At 57.9% G+C, this 11,769-nt stretch carries 9 protein-coding genes; 5 read left to right on the forward strand and 4 right to left on the reverse strand.

The genetic code is table 11. The annotated features are described in order from the left end of the window. Positions 1–117: 117 nt before the first annotated feature. Together AAZQ98_RS00700 and AAZQ98_RS00705 are read right to left on the reverse strand one after the other, a co-directional pair. Complete coding sequence (locus AAZQ98_RS00700; RefSeq protein ID WP_434689142.1) at positions 118–1,434, reverse strand: ABC transporter substrate-binding protein; 1,317 nt, start codon at positions 1,432–1,434, stop codon at positions 118–120. A 173-nt stretch (positions 1,435–1,607) separates the two neighbouring features. Continuing rightward, positions 1,608–2,627, reverse strand: coding sequence for a LacI family DNA-binding transcriptional regulator (locus AAZQ98_RS00705; RefSeq protein ID WP_434689144.1), 1,020 nt, complete (start codon positions 2,625–2,627; stop codon positions 1,608–1,610). A gap of 174 nt (positions 2,628–2,801) precedes the next feature. On the opposite strand from AAZQ98_RS00705, the gene AAZQ98_RS00710 reads away from it, so the two are divergent. Genes AAZQ98_RS00710 through AAZQ98_RS00730 form a run of 5 tightly spaced genes read left to right on the forward strand, consistent with a single transcriptional unit; the run spans position 2,802 to position 9,350 of the window. Continuing rightward, positions 2,802–3,938 (forward strand): Gfo/Idh/MocA family protein, encoded by a 1,137-nt coding sequence (locus AAZQ98_RS00710; RefSeq protein ID WP_434690086.1) that lies wholly within the window; start codon positions 2,802–2,804, stop codon positions 3,936–3,938. A gap of 11 nt (positions 3,939–3,949) precedes the next feature. Beyond that, on the forward strand, positions 3,950–5,188 hold the full coding sequence (locus tag AAZQ98_RS00715; RefSeq protein ID WP_400289622.1) for a dihydrodipicolinate synthase family protein: 1,239 nt from the start codon (positions 3,950–3,952) through the stop codon (positions 5,186–5,188). Next, complete coding sequence (locus AAZQ98_RS00720) at positions 5,185–6,093, forward strand: sugar phosphate isomerase/epimerase family protein (protein ID WP_105661980.1); 909 nt, start codon at positions 5,185–5,187, stop codon at positions 6,091–6,093. The genes AAZQ98_RS00715 and AAZQ98_RS00720 overlap by 4 nt, the downstream gene beginning before the upstream one ends. Positions 6,094–6,123: 30 nt before the next feature. Continuing rightward, positions 6,124–8,253 (forward strand): DUF6807 family protein, encoded by a 2,130-nt coding sequence (locus AAZQ98_RS00725; RefSeq protein ID WP_434689146.1) that lies wholly within the window; start codon positions 6,124–6,126, stop codon positions 8,251–8,253. Positions 8,254–8,255: 2 nt separating this feature from the next. Beyond that, entirely contained in the window at positions 8,256–9,350 is a 1,095-nt protein-coding gene (locus tag AAZQ98_RS00730) for a M24 family metallopeptidase (RefSeq protein WP_434689148.1), read from the forward strand. Positions 9,351–9,426: 76 nt separating this feature from the next. Here the strand turns inward: AAZQ98_RS00730 and AAZQ98_RS00735 are convergent, their stop codons facing one another. Further along, positions 9,427–10,335, reverse strand: a complete 909-nt coding sequence (locus AAZQ98_RS00735; RefSeq protein WP_434689150.1) for an NAD-dependent epimerase/dehydratase family protein — start codon at positions 10,333–10,335, stop codon at positions 9,427–9,429. Positions 10,336–10,343: 8 nt separating this feature from the next. Continuing rightward, positions 10,344–11,699 carry a Gfo/Idh/MocA family protein gene (locus AAZQ98_RS00740; RefSeq protein ID WP_434689151.1) on the reverse strand — a complete coding sequence of 452 codons (1,356 nt, stop codon included), beginning with the start codon at positions 11,697–11,699 and terminating at the stop codon, positions 10,344–10,346. Positions 11,700–11,769: the final 70 nt, after the last annotated feature.

Genomic DNA, 11,769 nt, shown 5'->3' on the forward strand with positions numbered 1-11,769 from the left:
CGCAGAGAGTTAAAGGAGGAGCAAAATGAACTTTCCCTCGAATGCGCAAAAGCCGTTGCAATCCCCGGGATCCAGGGATTGCAACGACCGCAAGAACGATGGTTGATTCTCGTTCAGCTATTGGGCTACCGCAGTTTCGATCTCCTTGAAGGCATTCTGCGCCGCATCGCTTACGCTCTGGCGCTCGAAGAACACTTCCATTTCATAACGGTAGAGGACATCCTGAACCGCACTGAACCCCATTGGCGGGATCGGTTCCGTGCTCTGAAGTTCGGGTTTCAAGCTCGTCACGAATTCTGCAGAAGAAGCTTCGATTGAATCCAATTTGGAGACGACTTGTTCCCGCACTTCGGTGTTCGAAGGTAGCCCGCGGTCCATCTGGTTCAGCGCGCCAGCTTCTTGCGAATTCACCATGAAGTCAACGAATCTCTTGACCTCTTCCGGGTGTTCGGTGCGAGCATACCCCGACATCATCATTGACGACTTGTGCCAAAGACCGTTGTCCTCAGCTTTGCCGGTGTGGCTTGGCAGTCGCAGCGGAACCAAGTCCGAACCAACCGCTGTGGAAAGGCCTCCCAACTGGTTGCTCCACCACATGCCGAAGGCTGCCACTCCCGTGCCTGTCATAGAACGGTCTGGGCCTGCATTCTGGTTTTCTGCCAGGACCGAGGCCTTTGGATAAGAACCGTTATCCATCAAGTCCTTGTGGTGCTGGAAGTACTCGGCCAGATCGTCAGGCGAGAATCCGAGTGATCCATCCGAGCTCGTCAGATTCTTCTTGTCTTGACGCAACCAGGTCTGCAATCCGGCCGGTTCGTTCGGGGCTTCGGCTCCATATTTGCCGTCGAGCTTCTGGCTCACCGTCTCGGTGATCGTCCGGTAGTCATCCCACGTCCAAGTCTTGTCATCTGGAACTTCCAGGCCAGCTTCGGCTAAGACTTTTGGATTGGCGGTCAGTGTGAAGGAATTGATTCCAGTGGTAATGCCGACAAGGCCGGCATCGGTCGTACCGTTCTGAACGGCAACGTCTTCGAACTTGGAAACATCTACGCCTTCGAGGTCCAGCAATGCGCCTCGGTCCGCGTATTCGCGAAGGTACTTGTCGTCCATCTGGATAATGTCCGGAGCATCGTTGGAGGCAACCTGTGTTGCGAGCTTGTCCCAGTAGCCGCTCCAGTCGGAGTACTCGCCCTGGACATCAATGTCCGGGTTGGCCGCTTCGAAAGCCTCAATAATTTCATTGGTTGCCTGGGCCCGCGAATCCGAGCCCCACCATGAGAAACGAAGCTGTGTCTTCCCGTCCTCACCGTCGGCAGCGCTGCTACCGCCACAGCCAGTGAGGGCCAGGGCGGCTACCGCCACAACTGCAACTGATTTGCTTAGCCGCAGACCGAATTTCCGTCCAGTTTTTCTCGTGCATACCTGCTGAGTCATGAAAATCTTCCTTGGGTGGGGTGGTGATGCGAGGCCATCCTGCAAGCAACACCTGGTTTTTCATTGTGGAAAGCGCTTGCCAAACAATCTAGATGTGATTGCGGTCACTGGTCAAGGGGTTTCGGGAATCAAGTCAGTTAGTTTTCGCATGGCACGATTCCCAATGAACATCGCTATTGGCCGTCAGCCAGCTGCGTGGACTCGCGCAGGACTGGCACACCGGAAACCACAATCTTCCGCAGCTCGCCGTGATTCAATGCCATCTCACCAGCCCATTTTCCGATTTCTTCCAGAGGAAGTCGAGCAGTGCTGACCGTGGGCGTAATGTCGATAAGGGTCGGGATATCATCGAATCCAACCACAGCGATATCTTCGGGAATACGCAAGCGGTTCTCGCGAATCGCCCGAATGGCGCCCAGGGCCATGACATCCGAAACGCAGAACACGCACACCCGAGGGACACCACCTGCCGACTTCTGCCGCTTGAGGTAGTCGCTCATTGCAACATAGGCCCCCTCGCGCGAGAAGGGACCGCTGATAACTTCCTCTGCGTCCAGGCCACTGCGCTTCAGCTTCTCCAGGAACCCGTTGGAACGGTCCCTCGATGTCAGCAGATTCGCTTCCCCGGCCAATACGACAAACCTGCGGTGGCCGGCACTGATCAGCTCGGCCGCCAGGTGCTCGGCAGTTGCCTCGTTGTCGATTTGTATGCCGCCCATATCGGTCATGGGCTGGCCGATAATCATGACTTGGCCACCATTTTCCTGATAATTCTCGATCAGTTTCAGCAACTGCCCGTTCTCGCCCAAACTGCGCGATCCCGACAGGATGATAGCGTCCGTCCGTTGCGACATGAAGGCCTGAACTGCTTCGATTTCCCGCTCGGGATCGTACTCCGTGCTGGCCAAAAGCAGCTGGACACCGCTATCACCAAGAGAACGCTGCACTCCCCGGGCGATGGTAGAGAAGTAGGGGTCGGCTATGTCCCTGACCACTAAGCCGATCAGCTTCGTGGTGGATCTGGCAAGCGCTTGCGCTTGGGCATTGGGGAAGTATCCGAGCTTTTCAGCCGCAGCACGCACTTTATCTGAGATTTCCACAGCCGGCTTGCGCGCTGACCCATTGAGCACTCGCGAAGCGGTCGCCAGGGAAACCCCGGCTTCATTAGCCACATCAGTTAGTCGAACAGCCATCTGAAATCCTTATCATTCTCTGCAACTTGGCACAAGCTTATCTTTCACGAACGTGATGGTTGACACTCCAATTACACCTCACTATCGTGGAAAGCGCATTCCCATTCTATTCCCTTACGCATTCCCCGTTTTGAGGAGACCCCAGTGACAGAAACAAAAGTTCTACGCATCGCCATGAACGGCATCACCGGCCGCATGGGATACCGCCAGCACTTGCTGCGTTCAATCCTTCCTATCCGAGACCAGGGAGGAATCACTCTCGGGGACGGTTCGAAGCTGACCGTTGAACCGATCCTCGTTGGACGTAACGAAGCGAAGCTGCGCGAACTTGCTCAGAAGCACCAGGTTGAGCACTACAGCACCGATCTTGACTCCCTGATTGACGACCCGAGTGTCGACATCATTTTCGACGCGTCCATGACTTCCTTGCGTTACGAAACGCTGTCGAAAGCCATCGGGGCGGGCAAGCATATCTTTACCGAGAAACCGACCGCTGAAACCCTCGAAGAGGCCGTGGATCTCGCCCGCCAGGCACAGGCCAAGGGAATTACCGCTGGCGTCGTGCACGACAAGCTCTACTTGCCGGGCCTGGTGAAGTTACGCCGCTTGGTCGACGAAGGCTTCTTCGGACGCATTCTCTCAATGCGCGGCGAGTTCGGCTACTGGGTATTCGAGGGAGACATCCAGGAAGCGCAGCGGCCTTCCTGGAACTACCGTCTTGCGGATGGCGGATCGATGACCACCGACATGTACTGCCACTGGAACTACGTCCTTGAAGGAATCATCGGCAAGGTCAAGTCGGTCACCTCGACCACGGCAACCCACATCCCTACCCGCTGGGACGAACGAGGCGAAGCCTACGACGCCACCGCAGATGATGCGGCCTACGGCATCTTCGAACTCGAAACTCCTTCCGGCGATGCAGTAATTGCGCAGATCAACTCCTCGTGGGCAGTGCGCGTCTACCGCGATGAGCTGGTGGAATTCCAGATCGACGGCACCCACGGTTCCGCCGTAGCGGGATTGAACAAGTGCGTTGCCCAGCAACGCGCCCACACTCCGAAGCCTGTTTGGAACCCCGATCTGCCAGTCACTGAGTCGTTCCGCGACCAGTGGATGGAAGTTCCCGCCAATGCCGACCTGGATAACGGCTTCAAGCTGCAGTGGGAAGATTTCTTGGCCGACGTCGCAGCCGGACGCGAGCACCAGTATGGCCTGCTTTCGGCAGCTCGCGGTGTCCAGCTGGCGGCTTTGGGATTGCAGTCAGCCGCTGAACGCCGCACCCTCGATATCCCGGAGATCACGCTATGAGCTACGCATCCTTGCCCGAATTGACACTCATTGACGAAAACGGGCAGAACTTTTCCTATCGGTTGAAAGGCCCAGGAGAATTCCAGCGGCCGTCTGCCCCGCTTTCCTCGCGCAAGGCCTATGCCGCAGCCCATGTCATCCCCCTCATGGGAGCAGACAATACGCCTGGCGCGCCGGCAAGCATCGATTGGGATGCGACGCTGGCCTACCGGCACGAGCTATGGTCCTACGGGCTGGGTGTCGCCGATGCAATGGATACGGCGCAGCGAGGCATGGGGCTGGACTACGCGGCTACCTGCGAGTTGATCAGGCGATCGGCGATCGAAGCGGCCGGGGTTCTCCAGAAGAACAGCTACCCGGCCTTAGCCGGGCTCACCGTCAGGGATATTCTCGCCTGCGGTGTCGGCACGGACCAGCTGTCGGCAGACACTGTCCAGCCGGGCCAGCTGGCTGAAGTCACCAACGCTTATTTGGAGATGCTGCGCCTTGTTGAAGATTCAGGTTCGAAGGCGATCTTGATGTGCTCCCGGGCCCTGGTCAAGGCTGCGCGCACCTCGCAGGATTATCTGGACGTGTATGCGACTTTGCTCGACGCTGCCAAGCAGCCAGTGATCCTGCATTGGCTTGGCGACATGTTCGATCCACAGTTGAGCGGCTACTGGGGAACACAGGATTTGGCAGAAGCCACCGGGGTTTTCCAGTCCATTCTGGAGCAGCATGCGTCGAAAATCGACGGCGTCAAAGTCTCTTTGCTCAATGCCGAGCATGAGAAGCAGCTTCGTGCCGCATTGCCAGCTGGAGTGCGCCTCTACACAGGCGACGATTTCAACTATCCCGAGCTGATTCACGGTGACGGGCAACTGCATTCCGATGCGTTGCTGGGAATTTTCGCCGCCATCTATCCCGCTGCGTCAACGGCCCTGCAGGCTTTCGATGCAGGCGACGCAGAACGCGGCCGGAAGATCCTGGACTCCACCAGAGAGCTGGGATTGCATATTTTCAGCGCCCCAACTTTCTACTACAAGACCGGGATTGCCTTCCTTTCGTGGCTCAATGGGCACCAAAGCGGTTTCCAGATGATCGGCGGGCTGCACGCCGGACGTTCCCTGCCGCATTTGGTGCGCACATTCGTTCTCGCTGATGGCGCTGGCCTGTTGCAAAACCCGGATCTGGCTGCTGAGCGAATGGAACAGCTCCTGGCAATTTCTGGCATCAAAACTACAACTTCGTCCCTGACAGGTGTGTCATGACATTCGAACTATCGCTTAATACCGGCACTACCCCGAATCTCAGCCTCCACGAAGCCGCCGAAGCTGCAGCGCAGGCGGGCCTGAGCCATATTGGTCCGTGGCGGCATTTGCTTGCCGAGGCCGGCGGCGCTGGACCAGCAGCCCAGATCATTGCTGGGGCAGGGCTCAAAGCCAGCACCTTGTGCCGTGGCGGCTTTCTCACTGCACCTTCTGCCGAAGCCCAAGCTGCCGCGCTGGCATCGAACCGGCAGGCCATCGAGGAAGCTGCCGTCATCGGCGCCAATGAATTGATCATGGTCGTGGGCGGCTTGCCGTCGGCCGCACATATTCTGGGCGGCACCGGGGATCCAGCAGACAAGAACATTGTCGCGGCTCGCGATCGCGTCGCGCGCGGCTTGGAAGAACTGGTTCCCATCGCCCTGGAACACGGCGTTCGGCTGGTGCTAGAACCGTTGCATCCAATGTATGCCGCCGACCGAGCGGTGCTTTCCACACTCGGACAGGCCCTGGACTTGGCCAGTCCTTATCCAACCAAGGCCGTGGGCGTTGTTGTTGACACCTTCCATGTGTTCTGGGATCCGCAGTTGCAGCAGCAGATCCAGCGGGCAGGCCTTGAGCATCGCCTGGCCAGCTACCAGATCTGTGATTTCAATCTGCCGATTGCCAGCAATGCACTGCAATCCAGAGGCATGATGGGCGACGGCCATATCGATTTCTCGGCGATTTCCCGATGGGTGTCACAGGCCGGATACCGAGGTCCAGTTGAAGTCGAGATCTTCAATGACGAGATCAACCAGCAGGATTCCGCGCTGACCTTGGCAACCATGTCCCAGCGCTACGAAACTCTCGTACTGCCCCACCTTGAGCAAGCTGCGGGCGTTCAGCCGGCCAGCGCATTAAACTGATCTGAATTCGAATATCTCTGAAGGAACACGATGAATCAGCAAGCCACCGCAGCGGGATCTGCAACGACTAGTGCCCTGGCAGCGCCAACTGCTCCTGCGGTGGTGCTGATTGGTCTGAACGGATTCGGACGCCAGCATCTGGCAAATATCCATCGACTCGCAGCCGAGGAGAAAATCACGTTCCTTGCCGGCATCGATCCGGTCGATCCCGGGAAAGAGATTCGCGGCAAGGACACGCACGTGTTCGCCGACTTTGATGCTTTCCTCAGCTCCGGATTAACCCCGGACATCATCATTATTTCAACGCCGATCAGTACGCATGCCGACCTGGCGATGAAGGCCTTGCATACAGGTGCCGATCTCTACCTCGAAAAACCGCCGACAGCGACCCTGGATCAGTATTCACGCCTGCTGCAAGCCGCGGCCGAAGCTGGCGCCCACGTGCAGGTAGGGTTCCAGGCCCTTGGCTCGACAGCCTTGAAAACCATAGATGGGTTCTTCGCCGATAACGCGAAGAACTCTCCCATCGGGGCCCTGCGTGCGGTGGGTGCCAGTGGAAATTGGCTCCGCACCACGGGCTACTATGAACGTTCGTCTTGGGCAGGACATCGGAAACTCGACGGCGTCGAGATTGCCGACGGTGTAGTGACCAATCCCCTGGCCCACGCGGTCGCCAGCGCCTTGCACATCGCCGGAGCGCGCAAAGCCCAGGATGTCGCCCATCTGGCCACCGAGCTGTATCACGCCCACAGCATCGAAGCAGACGATACCTCCGTGGTGCGCGTGCAAACGAGCACCGGAATCCCCGTCATTGCCGCGCTGACCGTTTGCGCCAGTGAACAGCAGGATCCATGGATCACCATCTATGGCACCGAGGGCACCGCAACGTTGTACTACACCCGTGATGAGCTGCTGGTTCGACCCAACCCGGACTTGGGGCTTCCAGAATCTTCTGAAGTTTTCGGACGAGTCAACCTTCTCGAGAACCTCGTCGAGGTGCGCAACGGCAGCGAAACCGAACTCTTGAGCTCTTTGGCGTCGGCCGGTGCTTTCATGCGCGTCCTCGAGCAGATACGGACCTCGGATGCTCCAACTCAGATCGCAGAAGAGCAGGTTATCCCTGCAGGGGATGGAGCAGATTTCCACCCAGTGATACCGAACATCGAACGATTCATCGACCGAGCGGTGGCGGCGCAGTCCAGTTTCTCTTCGCTCGGAGCGCCTTGGGCCTTGCCAGCGAAAACCAGTGGCTCGTTGTCGCTGATCAACCCCGCAACGGGGAAGCAGCGCACCCTTGCGGAGTTGCGGACGGGAGAAGATATTTCCCGCACCAATTCACCGCGTCCTTTCTTGGATAACCTGAAGACCTTCAACGGAGTTGTTGTCAGTGAGCAGCAACCGCTTGACCACACCTGGCATCTAGGTGTCGGGGTTGCATTGCAAGATGTGAACGGGACCAATTTCTGGGGAGGGCGCACCTACACCCGCGACGCGTCACGCTACATATGGCGCGCGGACCATGGACATATCCGCACAGTGTCCAATGCGTTCGCCCGCAATGGCAGCGCTTTGGATTCGCAGCTTGAATGGGTCAGCCACGAACAGGAAATCCTGCTCGATGAGCACCGTTCGATTGAGCTCAATGCATTTGAGGACCATGAAAGCGCCATCACCGGCTGGAGCCTGGATTTCAGTTTCAGGCTCTCGGCGCGCGAACGCCAGGTGTCGCTTGGCTCTCCGGGTACCAACGGCCGTCACAACGGCGGCTACGGAGGTTTCTTCTGGCGTCTGCCGCCAATCGCTGATCCACAGATTTTTACCCCATCGGCTTCCGGGGAATCGCAAGTCCACGGTGTGCATAGTCCGTGGCTCGCCTTCAGTGCCACGTTCTCCTCGGACGCGGTGGCTTTGGCTGATCTTGCTGAAGGCCACGGGGATGCCACCGTCATTTTCTGCAGTGAGCATGATGACCCATGGTTTGTTCGCAGTTCCGGATATCCGGGTGTCGGCAGTTCCCTGGCCTGGTCTACACCGGTTGTGCTGGACCCTCAGGAGTCGATAACCCGCCAGGTACGAGTACTCGTGGTTGATGGGAGGGTCCCGGTGCAGGCCGTGGCCCTGCTAGCCCGAAAATACGGTTCAGGTTCCAAGGAAGGCTGATTGTGCCCACCACCGCCACTCATGAATACGCAAAGAAGCATGCCCAACTGGTCGAGCTCATTAGAAGCCGCGATGGGCAGTATCTGCTTCTCTCAACCCCCGCCTCGCTTGCCTGGCTCTTGGGCGGTGCCCGCACGCACGTATCTCTTGCGGCACCACCCATTGCCCGGGTTCTGGTTCATGCCCAGGGGTGCGAGCTTGCAACGTCTGTGAGCGAAGCTGCACGGATCCAGCTAGAAGAGCTCGGCAGCGTGGAACAGGTTTCGGTGCATGTCACCGCCTGGTACCAGGATCTCGACGATGTCCGAGAATGGTTTCCAGCGGCGAGCGGACAGAAGATCCTCAGCGAGCGGGAAATCGAGTCCGCTTTGCGAGCCCTTCGCTCAGCACTCAACGAAACTGAGATTAATAGGTATCGCGCTCTTTGCCGCGACACCGCTGCACTCATGACCCAAGTGCTGTCGGCCGCCCGTAGCGATGATTCCGAGTTCGACGTGGCAGCCAAGCTGACAGCTGGAGCCGTCGCCCAAGGAGGCGAAGTGCTCGTTGCCTTGGTCAGCGGCGATTCACGTGCCACAGCCCGGCACCCCCTGCCCACCGCGGCCCCGCTCGGAGGCAAAGCCATGGCAGTGCTGTGCGTAAGACGTCATGGGCTCATTGCCAACATCACCAGGTGGGTTCGATTCGGTGCGCCGACGCCTCAGGAACTCTCTGGAGAAGACGACATCCTGGCTGTCGAGGCAGATATCCTTGCGGCAATTCGCCCTGGCGGCGTTCTCGGTGAATTACTGCCCGTCATCCAGGGATCCTACCCGGAGCATGGTTTCGATGCCGGGGAATGGTCATTGCATCATCAAGGCGGCATTGCCGGCTACAACGGACGAGATCCCCGGCTCACCCCAGGAGCAACTGATCTCTTCCAGTTGAACCAGGCTTTTGCGTTCAATCCGAGTGCAGCACGCGATGGTCTGGCGTTCAAAGTTGAGGACACCATGCTGCTGACCGAGTCCGGGGATTTTGAGGTTCTCACCTTCGATCCGCTCTGGCCCTCAAACCTGGTTAACGGTTTGCCACGGCCGGCAGTACTTCAACGCTAAGCGCACCCCTAAACAATTATTGGCTGGGAAATCCTTTAGAGGTTTCCCAGCCAATGATTTTATGTACCGATACCTTTTATACGGTGGCCTTCAATTCCGAGCGCCAGCTGCGTTTCGGTTCCCAGCCGAGGACATCTCGCGCTTTCTGGATACTGAAGGCCGGGCTATCCGTGGTGAGTCCCGCTGCAACGTCCTCGAGCTCCGGATAAATCTCGGGGATCAGCTCTGCGAGCGGACGCGTTGCCATGGCATCCTTTGCACCAACGAAGAACACCGAGCCATTCTCTACGCGGTCAAACCGTTCAAGCAGTACCAGCAGGAAATCTGCCACATCCCGCGCATCAACGTAATTGAATAGCGCGGGCGCTGACAAGCGAGGATCTTGTAGCCGCTCAGCAACAGTGTGTCCCTGCTGCGTTGGAGCGCCGGCCCATTCTTCCTCTGCGATCACATAGCAGGGCCTGAAGGAAGCGAACTTCACCGAACTTGCCGGTCCCATTTTCGCTGCGAACATGGCGGCAATCTGCTCGGCGACGAATTTTGAAAGCCCATAAGCATGCCATGGCTTGGGAACTTCGTTTTCATCAAGAGGCAGCTTCTCCGGCACCCATCCGCCCGGAGAACCGTAGCCCATTATTGATGGGCTGGAGGCCAGCACCACCCGGGTAGCACCGGACTCCACTGCCGCCGAGGTGACGTTATGGGCAATGGTCGCGTTCGTGTGCAGAAGCACCTCTTCCGGGGCCATGAAAGGAACAGCCATTGCCGCGAGGGACACCACCGCTTGCGGAGCAAGCTGCTCGAATAGCGCATGCGTAGCCTTCGCATCCATCAGATCGATGCAGTGATACTCCACGCCATCGAGAGGTTCTTCCGGAAGCTGCCTGTCAAGAGAGATCACTTCATGCCCTGCGTGGGAAAACCCCGCGAGCACGGCACGGCCTAAACGCCCTGATCCCCCGGTGATGACGACTTTTTCACCCATGGCTCCGTTTACACCTTGACCTTCGGTTGAACCGAAACGTCCACGCCCAGGCCAGCACTCCCGACGTCCACGAGCTGCCTGGTTTCCAGCGATTGATTTCCGCAAATCCCGACAGCAATGGCGCGCACACCGTCGATGAATCCGGCTTGCCGCGCATATCCATCCTCGTTGGCTCCGCGGAAGAGCTCTTCGAGCAGGAGCTTGTCGCCGCCACCATGCGATCCATTCGAGTTTTCGATCTGGATCTCCACTGCTTCTTCCCAATGCCGCTGCAAAAGCAATCTCTCGCCTTTCGACCTGGCATTGCCGCTCTGGCCGTCATTGCTATATGAAGGATCCACCGGATGCCCGCCGGCCGCGGGCAGTACTGCTGCCCGTTCGACAACGTCCAGTTCCAGGCGTCCTTCCGTCCCGTTTACCGCAACCCGGTATCCTTCCCATGGGCTGTGCGCGTTCAGGGAATATGAAAGCACCGGTCCGTTTTGATACTCAGCAGTCAGGCTCAAATTGTCTTCGATGGTGATCTCGCCATTGAAGACTCCCTGGTCTCGGCGGTACCCATCAAAGTGTTCGTTCTCTAGATAGAGCTTTTCCAGCCGCTCATCGCTGCGAAGATCCAAATCGAACGGATCCTTATCGCTTAGCCCGTGGGTACCGCGTTCGTTGGCTTGGCGGCCCCTGAACTCTGCATTGTCGGGCCCGTAGAACTTCAGCCCTCCAGTTGCAAAGACCTTCTGCGGTGAATCGTCGAGCCACCAATTGACCAGATCGAAATGATGGCTGGACTTATGGATTAGCAAGCCGCCAGAGTTTTCCTTGAGTCGATGCCATCGGCGAAAGTAGTCTGCTCCGTGAACGGTATCCAGCATCCAGTTGAAGTCCACGGAGGTGACTTGGCCGATTTTCCCATCGTCGATGGCCTTCTTCAGGGCTGTATTCCGAGGAGAATAACGGTAGTTAAACGTGACCACGATTTGATGGCCGCTTTCTTCCACCGCCCGAGCTATACGGGCGGTGCTCGGCGCATCAATTGTTAGTGGCTTCTCAACTATCACGTCGGCGCCGGCATACAGAGCGGTGCAGATCAGCTCAGCATGCGTGTAGTCCGGGCTCGTGATGATTACCCGGTCAATGCGGCGTTCTCGAATGACTTTGGCCAAGTCTTGCGGGTCAAAGGACCCGACCTTCTCGCCGAAGGTCTGTTCAACTACGTCTTGGTAGTACTCGATTCGCCCCTGGTTGGTATCTGCCAATGCGACAAGTTCAGCGACGTCGCTATGTTCACCGAAGATAGCAGTCAGGTACATTTCGCATCGGTTCCCTGTGCCGATCAGTACGTAGCTGGTGCGTGATGAGCTTCCCATGCGGTTTCTCCTACGATATATTTCTGGCGCTTGTGTCTGGTATCGGGCGATGCCACTGGCCTAGCGCTGT

It is taken from the genome of Glutamicibacter sp. Je.9.36 (assembly GCF_051129975.1).
GTDB lineage: Bacteria > Actinomycetota > Actinomycetes > Actinomycetales > Micrococcaceae > Glutamicibacter.